This window comes from Bacillus sp. EE-W1 (genome assembly GCF_009760835.1).
In the GTDB taxonomy this organism is placed as follows: Bacteria; Bacillota; Bacilli; order Bacillales; family Bacillaceae_G; genus Bacillus_A; species Bacillus_A wiedmannii.
This window is the reverse complement of sequence record NZ_WIPE01000074.1, coordinates 517,173-537,173: the sequence shown is the minus strand read 5'-3', so window position 1 is coordinate 537,173 and position 20,001 is coordinate 517,173. Positions and strand designations below refer to the sequence as shown.

Genomic DNA, 20,001 nt, shown 5'->3' with positions numbered 1-20,001 from the left:
CCTCTGTTAAAAGTGATACACTATCATCGTAGAGCAAAGTATCACTGTGAGGGGGAAAGTGTGTGAGAGAAGAGAAAGTACGTTTACGTAAACAAATAATAGAGCACATGAATTCTTTATCAGAAGAACGGTATACAACTTTATCAGAGCAAATTGCATTTTCGTTGTATGCGCAAAAAGAGTGGGCTGAAGCTAAAACAATTGGAATCACTCTCTCAATGGAAAATGAAGTGAATACATATGCTATTATCGAAAAAGCTTGGGAAGAAGGAAAGAAAGTTGTTGTTCCAAAGTGTAACAAAGGAACACGAACAATGTCTTTCCGGCAAATTAGTAATTTTGATCAATTAGAAATGGTGTATATGAATTTACGTGAACCAATTCCAGCGCGTACGGAAGAAGTGAATGCAGATGACATTGATCTTCAAATCGTGCCAGGCGTAGCTTATACAGAGCGAGGAGAACGGATTGGATATGGCGGTGGGTATTATGATCGTTATCTCGTGCATTATAAAGGGAAAACGCTATCATTAGCTTATAGTTTTCAAATAGTAGAACATATTCCAGTAGAGCCGTTTGATAAAAACGTAGAAAAAATTATTACAGAAAAAGGAACAGTGGTTAAAAATGGGCTTGTATAGACAAATAAAAATTGACGAGACTTTTTCTTCTTGATTATAATAAAATATGTGAACGTTTTCTTATTATAATTTTTTATAGTAAGTGAGCATAGAGGGTGATAAAATGGTATCTATTTATGATATTCAGCAATTGCTAAAGAAATTTGGTACGATTATTTATACGGGTGATCGAATTGCAGATTTACAATTAATGCAAGATGAATTGCGTGAATTAAATCAATCACAGTTAATCGATCCACTAGACTATCAAACAGCTTTATTTTTATTGAAGCAAGAAATTCAAAAAGAGCTAAATAAGAATTAGATAAAGGTAGGTAAGCAACATGGAAGAGAAATGGTTAGTTGGGGTTGACCTTGGTGGTACAACAATTAAATTAGCATTTATTAATGTGTACGGTGAAATTTTACATAAGTGGGAAATTCCTACGAATACAAATGAGCAAGGAAAACATATTACGCTTGATGTAGCGAAAGCTATTGATAAAAAGTTAGAAGAGTTAGGTGAATTGAAAAGCAAGTTAATCGGTATTGGTATGGGAGCTCCTGGTCCTGTACACGTGGCGTCTGGGATGATTTATGAAGCGGTCAATTTAGGATGGAAAAACTATCCATTAAAAGATTTATTAGAAGTAGAAACAGGATTACCTGTTGTTATTGATAATGATGCAAACTTAGCAGCACTTGGTGAAATGTGGAAAGGTGCTGGTGAAGGAGCAAAAGATTTAATCTGTATGACACTTGGCACTGGTGTTGGTGGTGGTGTAATCGCCAATGGTGAGATTGTACACGGCGTAAGCGGAGCTGCTGGTGAGATTGGACATATTACAGTAGTTACAGAGAATGCTTTCCCATGTAATTGCGGGAAGTCTGGTTGCTTAGAAACTGTAGCATCTGCAACGGGTATTGTGCGTGTTGCTATGCAAAAAATACAAGAGACTAATAAAGAGAGTGTTCTACGTTCTATGTTAGCAGAAGAAGGGCGTATTACATCAAAAGATGTGTTTGAAGCACTTGGACAAGGTGACGAGCTAGCAGGCGAAGTAGTAGAAAAAGTAGCTTCTTATTTAGGGTTAGCTGTAGCGAACCTTGCTAGTACGTTGAACCCAGAGAAAATTGTTATTGGCGGGGGCGTGTCTAAAGCTGGAGATGCACTATTAGAGCCAATTCAACGTTATTTCGAGCAATATGCTTTCTCACGTGCTGTAAAGAGCACAAAGTTAGCGATTGCAATACTTGGTAATGATGCAGGTGTTATCGGAGGAGCTTGGCTTGTAAAAAAGCACAAATACGAAGCGAAGATGGTATAAGTTGTGAAATATGAAAAGAGGAAGGGGAAACCCTTCCTCTTTTTGTGTGAAATCTTGATGAAGAATAACATGTAAATGAATTAAGCTGCTGGTGGGTACCCGTTATATAGAACAGTCATGATCGTAAACCATCCGAAAACGAGTACAGTTGCAATTGCAAAGCCGCCCGCGAATAAGTTTTTTTCGCGAAGAGTTCTAAGCGTAGCGAATACAGCTAACAGAGTGACTAGCGCAAAAATAATAACAAGGCCCATACAATATCCTCCTCTGTCTACCCATTCCTCAATATGAGTTTTTAGAATATTAACTCTTTTATATTGTACATGTTTTAAAAATGATTGTCGAGATAGCATCCTTTCTTTTCCTAAGAGAAAAAAATGTTGTATCATTGAAAGTAAGTTTAATAATTGGAGGAGATTTTCATATGAAATGGATACAAATGCCGTTAGGCCCATTACAAACGAATGCTTATATTTTAACGAATGATCAAAATGAGTGTATTATCTTTGATCCTGGTCACGAAGGAGAGAAGCTCGTTACATATTTACAAGAAGAACAATTAAAGCCACTTGCTGTTTTATTAACACATGCTCACTTTGATCATATTGGTGCTGTTGACGCGGTAAGAGACGCTTTTCATATTCCTGTGTACGTACATAAAGAAGAAGCAGATTGGTTAGGCGATGCAACTGTAAATGGCTCTCAAATTTTTATGATGAATCGCAGTATTACAGCAAAACCAGCAGATCATATTATTGATGCAGAAGGTGCATTAGCAATTGGTTCATTTAATTTTGAGATTTTTGAGACGCCAGGACATTCTCCAGGCAGTATTTCTTATTATTGTAAAGAGGCGAATGCTGTATTTTCTGGTGATGTATTGTTCCAAATGAGCATCGGAAGAACAGATTTAACCGGTGGAAGTTTTGCTGAATTGATTGGAAGTATTGAAGAAAAATTATTTGAATTACCAGATGAAACAGCGGTGCTATGTGGACATGGTCCAGAAACAAGCATTGGTTTTGAAAAAGAAAATAATCCATTTTTACAGTAAGGAGCTAGTATGGAGATGGAGCTCATTTTAAAAGAATGGATGGAGAAAGAGAAGGATTATTCAATTTCATATAGTACGTATATGAACCTCGTATTGTACACAGAGGGACATGGCTATTATATGAAGGAACGTGAAAAAATTGGAAGACAAGGGGATTTTTTTACAAGTAGCAACGTATCCTCTGTTTTTGCAAAAACATTTGCTAAATTTTTTATTCGTCTTGTTGAAAATGATGAAGTTGCTCCGAATATTTGTGAGATTGGTGGGGGAACAGGAAAGTTTGCCTATGATGTTTTACAAGAGTGGAAGCAAGTATCTCCAGAAACCTTTATTGATTTAAACTATTCAATGATTGAAATGAGCCCTTTTCATAGAAACTTACAGCAGAAAAATCTTTGTTCGTTTTCTAATGTGTCGTATTATACATCGCATAGTGAAATGGGAGAATCGTTCGAAGGGATTCTTTTTTCGAATGAGTTATTTGATGCATTTCCTGTTGAAGTAATTGAGAAGAGAAATGGAATATTGTATGAAGTACGTGTTACGTACACAGAGGAAGGGAAACTCGCAGAAGTATGTAGACCACTACAGAAAAATATTGGTCGATACTTATTGAAATATAATATTCATCTTGCTGAAGGTCAGCGTTTTGAAGTGCCACTTGCGATGGAAGAATATATAGAAGAAATTGCGAAATGGTTTCAACGAGGTGTATGTATTACCGTTGATTATGGATACACAAAAGAAGAATGGATGCATCCTGCACATCAAGAAGGAAGTTTACGAGGATATTACGAGCATAAGTTAATCCGTAATCCTTTAGCGCATCCAGGTGAAATGGATCTTACTACTCATATTCATTGGGACGAGCTGAAAGAGATGTTTAGCCTGCAAGGCATGAATATAGTATGGCATAAGAAGCAATCTGAGTTTTTGTTAGCAGCAGGAATATTAGATCAGCTTACGGGTCACCAAGATCGAAATCCTTTTTCTGAAACTCAAAAACAAAATCGTGCAGTTCGTTCTATGATTTTGAGCGGAGGATTAGGGAGCGCATTTGATGTTGTGATACATACGAAACATATGCAACAGTTACACTTGGATCAGTATTTGAAAATATAAAAAAACAAGACACAGCATATTTCTGTGTCTTGTTTTTTAATACGACTTTTTAATTATGTAGCATCATATATTTTCTCTCATGATATATATTTATATTAAAGATATGAGATAAAAAATATAAAATACGCCCTTTTTCTCTGTTTATGAGCTCTTAACCTAATAATACGCGAACGAGTTGAATGATTGTCTCGTTTTCTACTTTGTAATAAATTTCTAATCCTTTTCTTTCACTGGAAACGATTTTAGCACTTTTTAATTTTGCTAAATGCTGTGAAATTGTAGATTGTGGCATATTTAAGCCAGTGTACATTGTAGAAACGTTGCTTGGACCACGTTCAATTAATCCTTTTACAATACATAAGCGAACAGGATGAGCAAGTACTTTCAATAATTCTGCATTGCTTTCATATAGTTCTATTTCTTTTTGAAAGGTTTCTAACATGTTCTTTTCCACCTCCGTGTGAGCTGTTATACCATACTATACATACCAAAAAATTAAAGAAAAGAAAACAGTTGTTGCAGAAAAAAAGTCCTAAAGTAAAGAAATTGTAAGAAAAGAGACCCTGATGTAAATAAAGTAGATAAATTTGCATGGTTTTGTAAAATGACATTTTTGGGTGAAAATTTCGATGCGTTTTAAAAATTGAAAGATATAGATATATTTGTAACACAATTTTATCATGATTTTCTTATTCTTTCAAATGAATATACAAAATTTTTAAAATAATAAGAAAAAGGAATTATAATGTTATATATAGAATATAAAACAGGTTAAAAGAAAAGAAGCTGAATGTAGTCAGCTTCTTTATGGTGATAATAAAATATTTGAGTATAGCTGATAAATTTTAGAATTACCAAGACATTAGTTATATATTCTAGATTTCATCTTTTATCAGCTTTAAAAATCTGCGGTTCCATATATTTTCATAAAAATCAATTGTCTCTTTTGCGGACATAAATGGATTATTTAACGTAGAGGTTGCTTTCTGTACCATGAAGTTTTCGTATTCTAGTCCATGGGAAAATTTAATCGTAGCATCCATACAGTACTCTGTTTGGGCACCACAAAATTCAATACGGTGTACAGATAATTGTTCTAAAATCTCTTTCAAGTTTGTTTTATAAAATGAATTGGCATGTGTTTTTCTTACAAAAAAATCTTGTTCCTGAACATCTAGATCAGCATGAATAGCCCAAAGTTCTTTTTCGGGTACTAAATCATCATCACAATGTTGAATAAAAATGATTGGTTTATTTGATTTTCTGTATGAAGAAATTCTTTTATTTACTTTTGTAAGTAAATTTTGTAAATCGAATAAATGCTCTTCGCTATAACATACTCCATTTTGTAAATCGATAACGATTAAAACATCTGCACAAGTATCCATTATTTTTGCCCCTTTTTTACTTCTTAATATATCAATTAATTCATTATTTAGAAATAGATGGTGCTCTTTCGTTTTTTTATGAACTATACGAAAAGTAAAAAATATACTTAATGGCATAAAACAGAAGATATGAAAAATTAATTTCATATCTTCTGTTCGTTCTATGCATTGACAGGTTCTTCTACATAAGAAAGGGCATTTTCAAAATCGGATATTAAATCGTCAACATTTTCAAGGCCGACAGATAACCGAAGTAATGAATTAGAAATCCCTCTTTCATCACGAGCTTCTTGCGACAGTGCTGCATGTGACATTTTAGCTGGGTAGGAAAGAATCGATTCGACAGCTCCTAAACTAACTGCAAAGACAGGTAATTTTACTTTTGATAAAAATTGGCGGAGTGCGTCTTCTGATTGTAAAGTGAAAGATAGGACAGCTCCGGCTGATGTAGCTTGAGATTGTTGAATATCAAATCCAAGATGTGTTTGTAAGCCAGGATAATAGACATTTTTAACTTTAGCGTGCTCTTGTAAATAATGTGCAATTTTATTGGCGTTTGCAGCTGAATGCTCAAGACGTACATGCAATGTTTTTAGACCGCGAAGTACGAGAGAACAATCTTGAGGACCTAAAATAGCGCCGAATGCATTTTGTAAAAATCCAAGTTTTTGAGCGAGTTCGGCATCTTTTACAACCGCTAATCCGGCAGTAACATCACTATGACCGGCAATGAATTTTGTGGCACTATGAAGAACGACATCGGCGCCAAGATCAAGTGGTTTCTGGAATAGTGGTGTCAAAAATGTATTATCAACAAAAGTAAGGGCGTCAATAGATTTTGCAAGTTTAGAAACAGCACGAATATCTGTCACTTTTAAAAGTGGATTAGAGGGTGTTTCCACATAAAAGAGTTTTGTGTTTGGCTTAATGTTTTGCTTTATTTCTTCTACATTTGTCATATCAACAAATGTATGTGACACACCGTAACGGGAGAGCACTTCAGTTATAATTCGGTAAGTTCCTCCGTATACGTCTTCTGAAATGAGTACGTGATCGCCTTGTGAAAGAAGGAGGAATGCAGTAGAAATCGCTGCAATTCCTGATGCGAAGGCAAATCCCTTTGTTCCTCCTTCTAATAAAGCAATGATATCTTCAAGAGCTTCACGAGTTGGATTACCAGAGCGACTATAGTCATATTTTCCGAACGTATCTACATCAAACTGGTGGAATGTTGATGTATTATAGATGGGAACGTTAACAGCTCCTGTTTGCGAGTCATGTTTATATTGGTTGTGCAGTAAGAGTGTATCTATAGAATAACTCATATTCTTACACCTTCTTTTACAAGTTTAATGGCTTGCTTTAAGTCTTGGATTAAATCGTTACTATTTTCAATGCCAACGGAAAATCGCAGAAGACGATTACATACACCGTTTGCTGTTCTGATTTCTTCAGGAATATCAGCGTGTGTTTGCGTTGCTGGATACGTCATTAAACTTTCAACACCACCAAGACTTTCAGCAAATGTAATTAAGGATAAAGATTGTAAGAATGGATTAATCCATGTTTCATCTTTCAGACGAAATGAGATCATGCCGCCTCTTCCAGGATAAAATACATCTGTCACCCCGTCTTCATCATTTAAATAAGCAACAACTGCTTTTGCATTTTCTTCATGTTGTCTCATGCGAAGTGCTAACGTTTTCATACCACGAATTAATAGCCATGAGTCAAATGGACTTAAGACCGCACCAGAGGCATTATGATAATGAGCGATTTCCTCACAAAGTTCCTTTCCTTTTGCAACGACAAGTCCGCTTAGGACATCGTTATGTCCCCCTAAATATTTCGTTGCGCTATGAAGTACAATGTCGGCACCTTCTGTTAATGGCTGCTGTATATAAGGCGTATAGAATGTGTTGTCTACAATAAGAAGTAGTCCGTGTCTTTTCGCTACAGTTGCGACAGCGGCAATATCAGTAACTTGCATTAACGGATTAGTTGGAGTTTCTATGAAAATAGCTTTCGTTTCAGTTGTGATAGCTTGCTCAATTTGTTTAATAGATTGTGTATTTACGTATCTACATCGAACATTCCACTTTTTTTCGTGCTCAGAAAATAATCGATAAGTGCCCCCGTATAAATCTTCAGATACAATAAGTTCGTCTCCGGAACGGAATAGGGAAAGGACGAGGAGAACAGCTGCCATTCCTGAACTACAGGCATAACCTTGTTCACCGTACTCTAAATCTGCGATTGCCTTCTCTAAAAGACCGCGAGTTGGATTGCCAGTTCGTGAATAGTCAAAGCCAGTAGAGTTACCAATTCCTTCGTGACGATAAGCAGTTGAAAAATAAACAGGTGGGTTAACAGTTCCTGTTGTAGTTTCGCTCCGGTTTCCGATTTGTGCTAGTTTTGTTTCAATAGTTGACATGTGAAAATTCCTCCTTTTTAAATTAACAATTAAGTGAATGTAAAATAAAAAAAGCCTTCTAAAGAAGAAGGCTTTCGGTTTGAATAGAGTCTTCTTCTCATCTGTCAAATCTGTCACAATTTGCTGGAATTAGCACCTTATTAACAAATGTTAATGGTTGCTGAGGCGTCAAAGGGCCAGTCCCTCTACCTCTCTAGATAAGAATGTTCGTATGAAATTTTATTATGTTTTTAACTTTACAACAAAAGATAATTGAATTGCAACTTTATTTTAAATAATTTTTATTTTTCCGCAAGTGTCATTGACTTTTGCATTTGTGCATGCTAAATTTATTAAAAAAATTAACAAACATTGTTAAAAGGGGAACGTATTTCCTTTTAGCTACATAAATAAAATAATAAAGACAAACTCTTATTGAGAGCGGTGGAGGGAAAGGCCCTATGAAACCCGGCAACCTTCAAACAAAATGTTTGAAACGGTGCTAATACCTGCAAAACGAATGTTTTGCATGATAAGAGGAGGATTGATTATGTCCCCCTCTTCAAAGTGAAGAGGGGGTTTTTATATTGATAGAAATGAGGGAGATTTGTGAAATTACTAGATTTATTATCAAAAGGAATTGTAATAGGTGATGGCGCGGTTGGAACGTTATTACATTCACATGGATTGCAAAGTAGTTTTGAAGAATTAAATATATCTGATCCGGATTTAATTATATCGATTCATAAGCAATATGTAGCTGCTGGGGCTGATGTAATTCAAACAAATACGTACGGAGCAAATGAAGCGAAATTACGTATGTATGGTTTAGAAAATCAAGTTACTGAAATTAATAGAGCCGCAGTAAAATTGGCGAAAGCATCTGTGACAGAGAGAAATGCAATTTTAGGAACAATTGGTGGCATGAAACATATCGGAGCTGTTACAACAACTGATATGGAGCGAGAATTTATGCTACTTGAGCAGGCAAGTGCATTACTAGAAGAACAGGTTGATGGACTGCTATTAGAGACTTTCTATGATGAGTTTGAATTACTTCATGCTGTTCAGGTGTTACGAAAACAAACGAATATTCCAATTGTAGCTCAATTAGCATTGCATGAGGCAGGTACAACTCAAAATGGAAATGATGTAAATGAAATATTAAAACAGCTTTTAGATTACGGTGCAAATGTCGTTGGATTGAACTGCCAACTAGGACCACTTCACATGACGGAAGCTTTTAAAATGATATCGATTCCTCAAACTGGCTACTTGTCAGCATATCCAAATGCAGGTCTCCCGAATTATGTGGAGGGACGCTACGTATATGAGGGAAGTCCGGCTTATTTCGAAGCGATGACACCGAAATTTATTGAGCAAGGTATTCGGTTATTAGGGGGTTGTTGTGGCACGACTCCAGAACATATTGAAAGTATGAAACGTGCAATTGCAAATGTTACACCTGTAATAGAAAAGGATACGATTCAAAGACCGAAAGTAGTTCATACACACGAGAAACGTTCAAAAGCTCATGTCACATTAGCAGAGAAAGCAAAAAAACAAACGACAGTAGTAGTGGAATTAGATCCACCGAAAACGTTAGATACGCAGCGATTTTTTGAAGGCGCAAGAGCGTTGAAAAGAGCTGGGGCAGATGCTATTACTCTAGCAGATAATTCATTAGCATCGCCTCGCATCTCGAATATGGCAATGGGGGCATTATTAACGAAGCACGATATTCCGGTATTGACGCACTTAACGTGTAGAGATCATAACGTCATTGGACTACAGTCTCATTTATTAGGCTTATCGGCGTTAGGTATGGAAGAAGTGTTAGCTTTAACTGGTGATCCAGCACGCGTTGGTGATTTTCCAGGTGCCACTTCTGTATATGATTTGTCCTCTATTGAGCTCATTAAAATGATTAAAGAAATGAACGACGGGCGCTCGATTTTAGGGAAATCAATTGGTCCAGCAACAAGGTTTTCAGTGGGAGGTGCGTTTAATCCGCATGTAAGACATTTAAAAGCAGCGGTTAAGCGAATGGAACGGAAAATAGATGCTGGAGCGGAATATTTCTTAACGCAGCCAATTTATGATATCGCGTTAATTGAAGAAGTGTATGAAGCGACAAAGCATTTGGAACAACCTATTTTTATTGGGATTATGCCATTAATAAGTAAAAGGAATGCAGATTTCCTTCATTTTGAGGTGCCGGGTATTACTCTACCTGAAGAAATAAGGGAGAGAATGGATGGACATGAAACGAAAGAGGCAGCAATTGAGGAAGGGATTCGCATTTCACAAGAATTGATCGATGCGGCGATGAAATATTTTAACGGCATTTATCTTATTACACCATTTCTAAAATATGAAATTACAGAACATCTTGTTAAATATGTGAGAGAAAAGCAAGAAGTGAAAGAAGGTATTAACTGATGAAATGTATAGAAGAAAAATTAAAAAATAACATCTTACTATTAGATGGTGCAATGGGAACAATGATCCAGCAAGAGGACTTAACTGCGGAAGATTTCGGAGGAGAAGAGTACGAAGGCTGTAATGAATATTTAGTAGAAACAAGGCCTGATGTCATTTTAAAGATTCATAAAGCTTATATTGAAGCTGGAGCGGATATTATTGAAACAAATACATTTGGGGCGACGAATATTGTATTAAGTGATTATGAGTTGTCTTATTTAGATGAGGAATTAAATGAGAAGGCAGCACGTTTAGCGAAGCAAGCGGTCAACGAAAGCGGAAAAGAAGTATATGTTGCGGGAGCAATGGGGCCGACAACGAAAGCGATTAGTGTTACAGGTGGTGTGACGTTTGAAGAATTAATTGAAGCCTATACACGGCAGGCTAGAGGCTTATTGAATGGCGACGTAGATGTATTACTCGTTGAGACGAGTCAAGATATGCGTAACGTGAAGGCTGCTTATATTGGAATTCAAGCAGCTTTTGATGAGCTAAATAAAATTGTACCTATTATGATTTCAGGAACGATTGAACCGATGGGAACGACTCTGGCCGGGCAAACAATTGAGGCTTTTTACTTATCAGTAGAACATATGAAGCCACTATCTGTTGGATTAAACTGTGCGACTGGTCCGGAGTTTATGAGAGACCATATTCGTTCACTATCTGATTTGTCGGAGTGTTACATTTCTTGTTATCCAAATGCAGGTCTTCCTGATGAAGATGGACATTATCATGAATCTCCATCTTCTCTCGCTGAAAAAGTGAAGCGATTTGCTGAAGAAGGATGGGTTAATATTATCGGTGGTTGTTGTGGCACAACACCAGAACATATAAAAGCAATGAAATCTGCGTTAGCTTCTCTTAAGCCGCGTGAACACCACGAAAGAGATGGACACGGGGTTAGTGGATTAGAGGCACTTCAATATGATGACTCTATGAGACCATTATTTGTTGGTGAAAGAACAAACGTTATTGGGTCACGTAAATTTAAACGATTAGTAGCAGAAGGGAAATTTGAAGAGGCTGCTGAAGTCGCAAGAGCGCAAGTGAAGAAAAATGCTCATATTATTGATATTTGTATGGCAGATCCTGATCGCGATGAAATAGAAGATATGGAAAACTTCTTGGCAGAAGTTACGAAAGTGTTAAAAGTACCAATTATGATTGATTCAACAGATGAAAATGTGATGGAGCGAGCTCTTACTTATATTCAAGGAAAAGCTGTTATTAATTCAATTAATTTAGAAGATGGAGAAGAACGATTTAAAAGAGTGACGCCGCTTCTTCGGAAATATGGTGCTGCTATTGTTGTAGGAACAATTGATGAAGATGGTATGGCGGTTAGTGCAGAACGAAAACTCGAAATCGCGAAAAGAAGTTATGAGTTATTGACAACGAAATATGGTATACGCCCGTCAGATATTATTTTTGATGCACTTGTATTTCCTGTAGGTACAGGTGATGAAGAATATATTGGTTCAGCGGCAGCGACGATAGAAGGAATTCGCCTTATTAAAGAAGCCTTACCAGAGTGTTTAACGATTTTAGGTGTAAGTAACATATCATTTGGTTTACCACCAGCTGGCCGCGAAGTATTAAATTCCGTCTTTTTATATCATGCAACGAAAGCAGGATTAGATTACGCGATTGTGAATACGGAAAAATTAGAACGGTATGCGTCAATTCCAGAGGAAGAAAAACGTCTTGCAGATGCATTACTTTTTGAAACGACGCAAGAGACGTTAGAAGAATTTACGAATTTTTATCGCGCGGCAAAAAAGAAAGATGTCGTTATCCAAGAAACATTAACTCTTGATGAAAGGCTGGCAAATTACATTGTAGAAGGTACGAAACAAGGGCTACAAGAAGATTTAAGTCTCGCCCTTACAGAAGGAAGAAAACCTTTGGATATTATTAATGGCCCACTTATGACAGGAATGGATGAGGTGGGACGATTATTTAATAATAATGAGCTTATCGTTGCCGAAGTATTGCAAAGTGCTGAAAGTATGAAAGCTGCCGTAAGCTATTTAGAGCCACATATGGAATCTAGCGAGAGTGCGAAAAAAGGGAAAGTATTATTAGCAACTGTTAAAGGTGACGTACATGATATTGGGAAAAATCTCGTTGAAATTATTTTATCGAATAACGGATATGAGATTATTAATTTAGGAATCAATGTTCGCTCAGATCGAATTGTACAAGAAGTACAAGAAAAGAAGCCTGACATTATTGGCCTTTCTGGTTTATTAGTAAAATCAGCGCAACAAATGGTAACGACTGCTGAAGATTTAAAAGCGGCAAATATTGATATTCCAATCGTTGTAGGCGGGGCAGCGTTAACGAGAAAGTTTACAGATAACCGTATATCCCCATCATATACAGGGCTCGTATGCTATGCGAGTGATGCGATGACTGGTCTTGATATCATTAATAAGCTTCAAAAAGAAGAAGAGCGCGAGAAGATGAAACAAGATAAAAAAGAGCGTCATCTTCATATCGTAAAAAAAGAGGAGAAGAAAGTAGAAATTCCAGCAGTAATTGAACCGTTACCGAAGGCTGAGGTTATGATACCTGATTCAACAAAGCGAATTGTATTACGTGATATCCCAGCCCTTCATCTCGCTCCATTTTTAAATAGACAAATGCTACTTGGACATCACCTTGGATTAAAAGGAAATGTGAAGAAGCTTTTGCGAGAGGGAGATAAGAGAGCACACGAATTAAATGATTTAATAGACGAATTATTGCAGGAAGGAAAATCTTGGTTAAAACCAAAAGCGGTGTATCAATTTTTCCCAGCGCAAAGTGACGGACAAAACATTGTAATATATGATCCAGAAGATCATACACGTGTTATAGAGCGTTTCACATTCCCAAGGCAAGGAAAAGCACCATATCGTACTTTAGGTGATTATTTACGACCAGTTGGAGATGAGATGGACTATGTTGCTTTCCTATCTGTTACGGTTGGGGAAGGCGTTCGGGACATTGCTGAAGAGTGGAAGGCGAAGGGGGATTATTTACGCAGTCATGCTATTCAATCGTTAGCGCTTGAACTAGCAGAAGGTCTTGCTGAAAAAACACATATGCTCATTCGTGATCGCTGGGGTATTCCAGATTCATCAGAACTGACGATGGAAGAACGTTTCCGTACGAAATATAGAGGGATACGAGTGTCCTTCGGTTATCCGGCATGTCCAGAACTTGCGGATCAAGAAAAGTTATTTCGCCTTATTCATCCAGAAGAAATAGGTATTTCATTAACGGAAGGATTTATGATGGAGCCAGAAGCATCTGTAACGGCTATGGTATTTTCTCACCCTGAGGCAAGATATTTTAGTGTATTATAGTGTAGAAGGGGGAGACGTATGAAGAAAATAGTCTTTACAGGTGGCGGTTCGGCAGGGCATGTAACACCTAATTTAGCCATCATTCCGCATTTACAAGAACAAAATTGGGATATTTCTTATATTGGTTCTCATCAAGGAATTGAGAAAACGATTATAGAAAAGGAAGGCATTCCGTACTATAGTATTGCAAGCGGAAAGCTACGTCGTTATTTTGATTTAAAAAATATAAAAGATCCTTTTCTTGTGATGAAGGGTGTCATGGATGCGTATGTAAAGATTCGAAAACTAAAACCGGATGTGATTTTTTCAAAAGGTGGTTTCGTATCTGTACCAGTCGTAATTGGAGGATGGCTAAATAGAGTCCCTGTTTTATTACATGAATCTGATATGACGCCAGGACTAGCAAACAAAATTGCGCTCCGTTTTGCTTCGAAAATATTTGTTACATTTGAAGAAGCTGCGAAACATTTACCGAAAGAAAAAGTAATCTATACAGGATCTCCTGTACGTGAAGACGTGCTAAAGGGAAATCATGAAAAAGGTTTAGCGTTTTTAGGTTTTTTACGTAAAAAGCCAGTTATTACAATTATGGGAGGAAGTTTGGGCGCAAAGAAAATTAATGAAACTGTTCGAGAAGCGTTACCAGAACTTCTGAAAAAGTATCAAATTGTTCATCTTTGTGGAAAAGGTAATCTTGATGAAAGCTTACAAAATCAAGAGGGATATAGACAATTTGAATATATACATGGAGAGCTGCCAGACATATTAGCGATAACAGATTTTGTTATTTCACGTGCGGGCTCTAATGCCATTTTTGAGTTTTTAACATTGCAAAAGCCGATGGTTTTAATTCCGCTATCGAAATTTGCAAGCCGTGGAGATCAAATACTAAATGCAGAGTCTTTTGAAAGACAAGGATATGCTTCCGTATTGTATGAAGAAGATGTGACTGTGAAATCTCTTATAAAGCATGTCGAAGAATTAAATCAAAATAATGAGATGTATAAAACAGCTCTAAAAAAATATAATGGAAAAGAAGCAATTCAAACAATCATTCAACATATTTCAGAGGCATGATGAAACAATCATGTCTTTTTTAATAGGATGAAAGATTCCAAGGATTGATATTTTTATGTTACAATAGCAAATGGATTAGTAGGGAAATTCCAATTAATGAAGCGTGAAAATACGAATGGATTAGGAGTGACTGTGTTGGAGCTAAGTCTCTATGAAAATACTGCACTTATTATATGCTTTGTGTTGTACGTTGGTAGTGTTATTGTTTATATTTCAAGGAAATTTTCGCAAGAAAGAGAGCTTGAAAAATCAGAAATAACAGCTGAACTAGAAATGTTAGCTGATGAAAGTTATAAAAAGAAGAAAATAAAAGAAGAGCATGAAGAATCCCATCATTTAAACGCAAATAAGTTTTAAAGATGGGGATTTTTTTTTGAAGTCGTTCTTTATTATGTTTATAGCAAGTAACGCTAAAAGGAGTTTCCCGTACATAATGAAGGAGTGTATATAAATGAATTTTTATGTCGCCTCAGGATTCCAAAATAAACATCTTGTACGTTCTATAGCAAATGAACTGAAACATGCAGGATGGCACCATACATATAATTGGACAAGAAACGAAAGAGCAGTGAATCAAGATCAATTAAGAGAAATTGGTCAGGCAGAAAAGAATGCTATTAAAGAAGCGGATGTCTTTTTACTTATATTAGATGGCGGAAACGGGAGCCATACAGAGTTTGGAATGGCGATTGCGCTAGAGAAAAAGATATATGTATATCATGAAAGAAACCCGCTTCAAACAACGTTCTATCATTTGCCAGAAATAAATATTTTTGAAGGAGATGCAATTGAATTTGCATCTTATGTTATGAATCATGTGAAATAATAGTAACGACCTAAAAGGTTATAAAAGTGATCTTTTGGGTACAGTGATGATAAGAAACGTATATAAAGGAGTATATAATATGAAATTAGAAAATGGATGGGAAACGAGCTTTTTAGAAGTCGTACAAAATAGTGAATTTAAGAAAGAGGCCGTTCTTAGTCAATTGCTTTGTGAGGATAGTGAAGAAGTAGAAGAGCTTGTGGATGATTACGGATATGAAGAGATTATTGAACGCGAACATGATGATGAATTAGCAGAAGTTTTAGGTGAAGAACTTTTCGATGAGATGGAACGACACGTATTCTTATCTTCACAGCCAGAAGAAAAACTTATTTCATTCGTAAATGGATTAGGTTTTCATGTGTTAGATTGGATCGTTCTTCTTGAAACAGAATTTGGTATTGATAGTGTACACTTTACGTCGGACGCCGTGAAAATGTTAGAAAAACGCTTTAGACAATTTCCATACATAGAAGATAAGACAATTTTTGATATGACATTTGGAGAAGCAATGGATGTATTAGAATCCATTACAGGATTACAACTGAAGGAAAAGATGAACGTATAATGTAAAAAAAGAACGTGATATCCTCACGTTCTTTTTTTTACATTATAATAATTTTGTCATCTAGTTTTGTTTGTCCGCTAAGAAGTGCGTTTAAATATTCCACTTTTCTTATACAGGCCTGTATATGTCTTTCAACCTCTTGTAACTCTGCTTGGTGATGTGTTTCAATCGGATGAATTTGTACGTTGAATTTTTCAAATTGACTACTATATGTTATTTCTGCATAGCCGCTCATAATATCCATTTCGTTATGAAATAAAAATTGTTTCGTTTTGTCACAGAATGATACATTCTGAAAGCCATATACTTTTAATGCGTCAATTACTTTTTTAATCATTTTTGTATTCATTTTTTTTAACCCTCTTTGCGAAGTTCTACTCATATATTATAACATAAAAAATTACATAGAAAGCGCTTCCAAGTGTATTTTATTATAAACTTTACGTTTCAATCACAAAAATGAAACAAAGAAAAAATAATTGTAAAGAAGGGAGGACTCTTTTATTGTTTCGTCATATATATAGAGAAATAGTGCAAGGAAAGGGAATTTTCCGAATTTGAGTTCGTATTTCAAATTTAAGCGCAATAAAAGAGGTGAGAGACTTGAACTTTGATATTGTAGGACAAAAAGCATATATAAAAGATGGACCGCATCGGAACCGAATTGGAATTGTAAAGAACAGCGAGACAAAATTAGAATCGCAGTTTGCTATTGTAATTGGAGAACAAATCATTGATGTAGAGCTAAAGGATATCGTGTTAGTTGGAGTAGACGTAGGACAATTTCATAAATGGTGCGAACAAAATGGTTATTTGTGAAAAGGACGGGCTGTGAGATAATGAAGTATATTTGAGAAAAGAGAATATGTTATTGTATTCTCTTTTTCTATGTGTAAGGAGATAGAAATGAAGTATAAAGAACGAGATTTTACATAGTGTTTGAAACAATATGTTATGCCTTATGTATAAAAGACAAAGAGGAAGATGAAAAGAACTAAAAAAGGACGCTAACAGTTTTTGTTAGCGTCCTTTTTATTATGAAGCAATTTCACCAGTTTTTGTATCATCTTGATTGTACGTATCTTGATCTAATTCACCAAGCCATTTACTAGAAATAAGACCTGCTGTCATAGAACCACTTACGTTAAGAGCTGTACGACCCATATCGATTAATGGTTCAACTGAGATAACAAGAGCGACAATACCGATTGGTAAGTTCATTGTAGATAGTACGATTAACGCTGCGAATGTTGCACCACCACCAACACCGGCAACACCGAATGAGCTAATCGCAACGACAGCGATTAAAGTTAAAATAAATTGTGGTTGTAATGGATCGATTCCTACAGTTGGAGCGACCATCATTGCAAGCATTGCTGGATAAATACCTGCGCAACCGTTTTGTCCGATGGATACTCCGAATGATGCTGCAAAGTTTGCAATCCCTTCGGAAATACCAAGCTTTTCTTTTTGCGCTTCAATATTTAATGGCATTGCACCAGCACTAGAGCGAGATGTGAATGCAAATGTTAATACAGGGAACACCTTTTTTAAATATTGAATTGGATTTAAACCAGATAGAGCAATTAATAATAAGTGGATAACGAACATTACGATAAGTGCCACGTAAGACGCTAACACGAAGTTACCGAGTTTTAAAATAGCATTAATGTCGCTACCAGCGACTGTTTTTGCCATAAGAGCTAATACGCCGTATGGAGTAAGACGTAAAATTAATGTTACCATACGCATTACGATTGCATATACAGCATCAAGCATTTTCTTAAATAGTTCTGCTTGTTCTGGATATTTTCGTTTTACCCCTATAAAGGCGATACCGATAAAGGCTGCAAATATTACAACAGAAATTGTTGATGTTGGACGAGCACCTGTTAAATCAAGAAACGGATTTGTAGGCAACAGCTCTAATAATTTATCTGGAATTGTTGTTTTTTCAATAGAAGTAAATCTTTCTTCAACTAACTTCAGACGAGCGGATTCTGCATCACCTTGTTGTAAGCCTGTTGCTGATACATCAAATCCTGCACTTGCGGCGATACCGACAGCTGCAGCGATTCCTGTAGTAAGAATTAAAATTCCGATAATAAGACCACTAATTTTACCAAGGTTTTTCGTTAACTGTAATTTTGTAAATGCGGAAATAATAGATACTAAAATAAGTGGCATAACGATCATTTGAAGTAATTTCACATAACCGCTACCGATTAAGCCAAACCAAGTATTTGATTCAATAATTACTTTAGAAGTTGGCTCATAAATAAATTGTAATATAAGACCGAATATAATTCCGACTCCTAAAGCAGTAAATACACGTTTATTAAAAGATACATGCTTACGTTGCATATAATATAATACGCCAACTAAGATGATCATGACTGCAACGTTAATTCCGACAAGCAGTGTATTCATGTTGATTCCCCCTAATTCCAATCTGTTATATAGAATATAAGGCAATAAAACCTATAAGTCAACTAGGGAATTGCGGAATTAAAAAAAAGATGGCAAAATGCCATCTTTAATGTCCAGCTCCAGGGACAAGTAAAAACGTCGTGTAGTATGTAAATCCTATGAAGAAAACAGTTAAATATGCCCCGAATACGTATATATACATACGCTCTGTTAAATTTAAATAGCTTAAAAGTACGAAGAAACCTGTTTGTCCTAAAAATAGTAGTGCAGCCTGTTGCATATCCCCTACGTAAAACATAACCGAGAAAATTCCAGTCCAAAAGCCGAGAACGCGAAACATGCGCTCCATGCCATCTCCCTCCTTTTCTAAAAAAGTAAACCTCTCCTCATTATAGTTTATTTTTCTTACTATTGTAAATATTCGTTCATATAAAAAGAAGCCAATTATAATTGGCTTCTTTTTATATGAGAAATTAAATTGTTAGTTTATAATTACAAGATTTACATCCATCTAGTAGACTATCGTTTCGAGTTAATTCCATGTTAGGGAATAGGATTTCAAAAATCCCTTTCATCATATCTCCGTGCATATTACAAATTTCAGTTGGGTGATGAACAGCAACCTCTTTAAATGGACAATTGTGTACATCGTAGAAAATTTTCGTTCCATCTGCACTTAATTCAAATGCAGGTGATAAACCAGCTGTTGAGAAAGCTTCTTTTGCAATTTGGACTTTTTGCTCTACTGTTAAAGCATCTTCATTCACATGTAAACGCTGCATATGTTGTTGCATTAACTCGGCCCCGAATTGTTTTCCCGTTTCGTATAGCGCTTTTTCACCAGCGGCGCCAAGGCTAAGTAAAGAATTAAATGCTATTCTTGCTAACAATTGATAATCGCGGAATGGAAATTGTAATTGAATCACATCTTCAGATAATACATATAATCTACTTGGTCTTCCGCCTTTTCCAGTTTTCTTCGTTTCCGATTTCAGCATATGAACATCTTCTAATTTAGATAAATGTAAACGTGCTACGTTTGGATGAATGTCAAACTCATCTGCAATTTCTTGTACAGTTACGTAACTATGTTTTTGAGAAATATATTTATAAATGTAATAACGAGTTGGGTCAGATAATACACCTGTAATTTTTAAAGCTTGTTCCATGAGGATCTCCACCTTTATCACTTTATCCAAGATAATAACATTATAATACAGATAAACATAAGTATAGGTAATTTCAGACAATAATTCGGAAATTGTTCATAATTTCACAAACATATTTTTCCTTTTTCCTCTATTGAAAATACAAAAATACCGATTTTTCTTATGA

General features: G+C 35.8%; 21 protein-coding genes and 2 riboswitches. Of the genes, 12 read left to right on the top strand and 9 right to left on the bottom strand.

Translation table 11 applies throughout. The features are described 5' to 3' along the window. Nucleotides 1-62: 62 nt before the first annotated feature. The 3 genes from GFJ36_RS22125 (at nt 63) to glcK (ending at nt 1,948) form a co-directional block, all read left to right on the top strand. The gene (locus GFJ36_RS22125; RefSeq protein WP_087985249.1) at nt 63-641 is read left to right on the top strand and encodes a 5-formyltetrahydrofolate cyclo-ligase; all 579 of its coding nucleotides are present in this window, start codon (nt 63-65) and stop codon (nt 639-641) included. A gap of 103 nt (nt 642-744) precedes the next feature. Continuing rightward, nucleotides 745-945 carry a YqgQ family protein gene (locus GFJ36_RS22120; protein WP_097889610.1) on the top strand — a complete coding sequence of 67 codons (201 nt, stop codon included), beginning with the start codon at nt 745-747 and terminating at the stop codon, nt 943-945. A 19-nt stretch (nt 946-964) separates the two neighbouring features. Beyond that, nucleotides 965-1,948: a glucokinase gene (gene glcK / locus GFJ36_RS22115; RefSeq protein WP_000391711.1), complete on the top strand. Its 984-nt coding sequence runs from the start codon at nt 965-967 to the stop codon at nt 1,946-1,948. Between the two features lie 80 nt (nt 1,949-2,028). On the opposite strand, the gene GFJ36_RS22110 is transcribed toward glcK, so the two are convergent. Then, nucleotides 2,029-2,202, bottom strand: coding sequence for a DUF2759 domain-containing protein (locus GFJ36_RS22110; RefSeq protein ID WP_000524847.1), 174 nt, complete (start codon nt 2,200-2,202; stop codon nt 2,029-2,031). A 170-nt stretch (nt 2,203-2,372) separates the two neighbouring features. Here GFJ36_RS22110 and GFJ36_RS22105 point away from each other — a divergent pair, with 170 nt between their 5' ends. Together GFJ36_RS22105 and GFJ36_RS22100 are read left to right on the top strand one after the other, a co-directional pair. After that, on the top strand, nt 2,373-3,002 hold the full coding sequence (locus GFJ36_RS22105) for an MBL fold metallo-hydrolase (RefSeq protein WP_097889611.1): 630 nt from the start codon (nt 2,373-2,375) through the stop codon (nt 3,000-3,002). A gap of 9 nt (nt 3,003-3,011) precedes the next feature. Continuing rightward, nucleotides 3,012-4,124: a class I SAM-dependent methyltransferase gene (locus GFJ36_RS22100; RefSeq protein WP_097889612.1), complete on the top strand. Its 1,113-nt coding sequence runs from the start codon at nt 3,012-3,014 to the stop codon at nt 4,122-4,124. 151 nt (nt 4,125-4,275) lie between these two features. Here the strand turns inward: GFJ36_RS22100 and GFJ36_RS22095 are convergent, their stop codons facing one another. From GFJ36_RS22095 to metI, 4 genes are all read right to left on the bottom strand, one after another. Further along, complete coding sequence (locus GFJ36_RS22095) at nt 4,276-4,566, bottom strand: ArsR/SmtB family transcription factor (protein ID WP_000894375.1); 291 nt, start codon at nt 4,564-4,566, stop codon at nt 4,276-4,278. 433 nt (nt 4,567-4,999) lie between these two features. Further along, a complete protein-coding gene (locus GFJ36_RS22090) occupies nt 5,000-5,512 on the bottom strand; it encodes a cysteine hydrolase family protein (protein ID WP_097889613.1) in 513 nt (170 codons plus the stop codon). 161 nt (nt 5,513-5,673) lie between these two features. Continuing rightward, nucleotides 5,674-6,837 carry a cystathionine beta-lyase gene (gene metC, locus GFJ36_RS22085; RefSeq protein WP_000122285.1) on the bottom strand — a complete coding sequence of 388 codons (1,164 nt, stop codon included), beginning with the start codon at nt 6,835-6,837 and terminating at the stop codon, nt 5,674-5,676. Next, a complete protein-coding gene (gene metI / locus GFJ36_RS22080) occupies nt 6,834-7,946 on the bottom strand; it encodes a cystathionine gamma-synthase/O-acetylhomoserine thiolyase (RefSeq protein ID WP_088082397.1) in 1,113 nt (370 codons plus the stop codon). Before metI ends, metC begins: the two co-directional genes overlap by 4 nt. A gap of 94 nt (nt 7,947-8,040) precedes the next feature. Continuing rightward, a riboswitch (SAM riboswitch) is annotated at nt 8,041-8,150 on the bottom strand. A 204-nt stretch (nt 8,151-8,354) separates the two neighbouring features. Then, nucleotides 8,355-8,464: riboswitch (SAM riboswitch) on the top strand. A 70-nt stretch (nt 8,465-8,534) separates the two neighbouring features. On the opposite strand from metI, the gene GFJ36_RS22075 reads away from it, so the two are divergent. The 6 genes from GFJ36_RS22075 (at nt 8,535) to GFJ36_RS22050 (ending at nt 16,236) form a co-directional block, all read left to right on the top strand. After that, nucleotides 8,535-10,367, top strand: coding sequence for a bifunctional homocysteine S-methyltransferase/methylenetetrahydrofolate reductase (locus GFJ36_RS22075; RefSeq protein WP_087985246.1), 1,833 nt, complete (start codon nt 8,535-8,537; stop codon nt 10,365-10,367). Next, a complete protein-coding gene (gene metH, locus GFJ36_RS22070; protein ID WP_097889614.1) occupies nt 10,367-13,765 on the top strand; it encodes a methionine synthase in 3,399 nt (1,132 codons plus the stop codon). The genes GFJ36_RS22075 and metH overlap by 1 nt, the downstream gene beginning before the upstream one ends. A gap of 18 nt (nt 13,766-13,783) precedes the next feature. Continuing rightward, nucleotides 13,784-14,842 carry an undecaprenyldiphospho-muramoylpentapeptide beta-N-acetylglucosaminyltransferase gene (murG, locus tag GFJ36_RS22065; RefSeq protein ID WP_087985244.1) on the top strand — a complete coding sequence of 353 codons (1,059 nt, stop codon included), beginning with the start codon at nt 13,784-13,786 and terminating at the stop codon, nt 14,840-14,842. A 96-nt stretch (nt 14,843-14,938) separates the two neighbouring features. Continuing rightward, nucleotides 14,939-15,199, top strand: coding sequence for a DUF3966 domain-containing protein (locus tag GFJ36_RS22060; protein WP_000817963.1), 261 nt, complete (start codon nt 14,939-14,941; stop codon nt 15,197-15,199). Between the two features lie 94 nt (nt 15,200-15,293). Beyond that, nucleotides 15,294-15,668: a nucleoside 2-deoxyribosyltransferase gene (locus GFJ36_RS22055; protein WP_097889615.1), complete on the top strand. Its 375-nt coding sequence runs from the start codon at nt 15,294-15,296 to the stop codon at nt 15,666-15,668. 79 nt (nt 15,669-15,747) lie between these two features. Beyond that, on the top strand, nt 15,748-16,236 hold the full coding sequence (locus GFJ36_RS22050) for a hypothetical protein (protein WP_000764275.1): 489 nt from the start codon (nt 15,748-15,750) through the stop codon (nt 16,234-16,236). Nucleotides 16,237-16,273: 37 nt separating this feature from the next. Here the strand turns inward: GFJ36_RS22050 and GFJ36_RS22045 are convergent, their stop codons facing one another. Next, nucleotides 16,274-16,585 carry a hypothetical protein gene (locus tag GFJ36_RS22045; RefSeq protein WP_001093232.1) on the bottom strand — a complete coding sequence of 104 codons (312 nt, stop codon included), beginning with the start codon at nt 16,583-16,585 and terminating at the stop codon, nt 16,274-16,276. Between the two features lie 254 nt (nt 16,586-16,839). Between GFJ36_RS22045 and GFJ36_RS22040 the strand changes: the two genes are divergently transcribed. Next, nucleotides 16,840-17,055, top strand: coding sequence for a DUF3912 family protein (locus GFJ36_RS22040; RefSeq protein WP_001008334.1), 216 nt, complete (start codon nt 16,840-16,842; stop codon nt 17,053-17,055). A 216-nt stretch (nt 17,056-17,271) separates the two neighbouring features. Here GFJ36_RS22040 and GFJ36_RS22035 read toward each other — a convergent pair whose 3' ends face one another. The 3 genes from GFJ36_RS22035 to GFJ36_RS22025 form a co-directional block, all read right to left on the bottom strand. Beyond that, nucleotides 17,272-18,666, bottom strand: coding sequence for an L-cystine transporter (locus tag GFJ36_RS22035; RefSeq protein ID WP_046956341.1), 1,395 nt, complete (start codon nt 18,664-18,666; stop codon nt 17,272-17,274). 106 nt (nt 18,667-18,772) lie between these two features. After that, the gene (locus GFJ36_RS22030; protein ID WP_000440719.1) at nt 18,773-19,015 is read right to left on the bottom strand and encodes a DUF2626 domain-containing protein; all 243 of its coding nucleotides are present in this window, start codon (nt 19,013-19,015) and stop codon (nt 18,773-18,775) included. A gap of 124 nt (nt 19,016-19,139) precedes the next feature. Next, nucleotides 19,140-19,835: a helix-turn-helix transcriptional regulator gene (locus GFJ36_RS22025; protein WP_046956342.1), complete on the bottom strand. Its 696-nt coding sequence runs from the start codon at nt 19,833-19,835 to the stop codon at nt 19,140-19,142. Nucleotides 19,836-20,001 lie beyond the last annotated feature (166 nt).

Bases quoted from the DNA above. Each gene is read 5' to 3' on its own strand.
- GFJ36_RS22035 (WP_046956341.1), bottom strand. From the start codon at position 18,666: ATGAATACACTGCTTGTCGGAATTAACGTTGCAGTCATGATCATCTTA.
- GFJ36_RS22105 (WP_097889611.1), top strand. From the start codon at position 2,373: ATGAAATGGATACAAATGCCGTTAGGCCCATTACAAACGAATGCTTAT.
- GFJ36_RS22110 (WP_000524847.1), bottom strand. From the start codon at position 2,202: ATGGGCCTTGTTATTATTTTTGCGCTAGTCACTCTGTTAGCTGTATTC.
- metC (WP_000122285.1), bottom strand. From the start codon at position 6,837: ATGAGTTATTCTATAGATACACTCTTACTGCACAACCAATATAAACAT.
- GFJ36_RS22120 (WP_097889610.1), top strand. From the start codon at position 745: ATGGTATCTATTTATGATATTCAGCAATTGCTAAAGAAATTTGGTACG.
- GFJ36_RS22055 (WP_097889615.1), top strand. From the start codon at position 15,294: ATGAATTTTTATGTCGCCTCAGGATTCCAAAATAAACATCTTGTACGT.
- GFJ36_RS22060 (WP_000817963.1), top strand. From the start codon at position 14,939: ATGAAGCGTGAAAATACGAATGGATTAGGAGTGACTGTGTTGGAGCTA.
- GFJ36_RS22025 (WP_046956342.1), bottom strand. From the start codon at position 19,835: ATGGAACAAGCTTTAAAAATTACAGGTGTATTATCTGACCCAACTCGT.
- GFJ36_RS22100 (WP_097889612.1), top strand. From the start codon at position 3,012: ATGGAGATGGAGCTCATTTTAAAAGAATGGATGGAGAAAGAGAAGGAT.
- glcK (WP_000391711.1), top strand. From the start codon at position 965: ATGGAAGAGAAATGGTTAGTTGGGGTTGACCTTGGTGGTACAACAATT.
- GFJ36_RS22090 (WP_097889613.1), bottom strand. From the start codon at position 5,512: ATGGATACTTGTGCAGATGTTTTAATCGTTATCGATTTACAAAATGGA.
- GFJ36_RS22030 (WP_000440719.1), bottom strand. From the start codon at position 19,015: ATGGAGCGCATGTTTCGCGTTCTCGGCTTTTGGACTGGAATTTTCTCG.
- metH (WP_097889614.1), top strand. From the start codon at position 10,367: ATGAAATGTATAGAAGAAAAATTAAAAAATAACATCTTACTATTAGAT.
- murG (WP_087985244.1), top strand. From the start codon at position 13,784: ATGAAGAAAATAGTCTTTACAGGTGGCGGTTCGGCAGGGCATGTAACA.
- metI (WP_088082397.1), bottom strand. From the start codon at position 7,946: ATGTCAACTATTGAAACAAAACTAGCACAAATCGGAAACCGGAGCGAA.
- GFJ36_RS22095 (WP_000894375.1), bottom strand. From the start codon at position 4,566: ATGTTAGAAACCTTTCAAAAAGAAATAGAACTATATGAAAGCAATGCA.
- GFJ36_RS22050 (WP_000764275.1), top strand. From the start codon at position 15,748: ATGAAATTAGAAAATGGATGGGAAACGAGCTTTTTAGAAGTCGTACAA.
- GFJ36_RS22045 (WP_001093232.1), bottom strand. From the start codon at position 16,585: ATGAATACAAAAATGATTAAAAAAGTAATTGACGCATTAAAAGTATAT.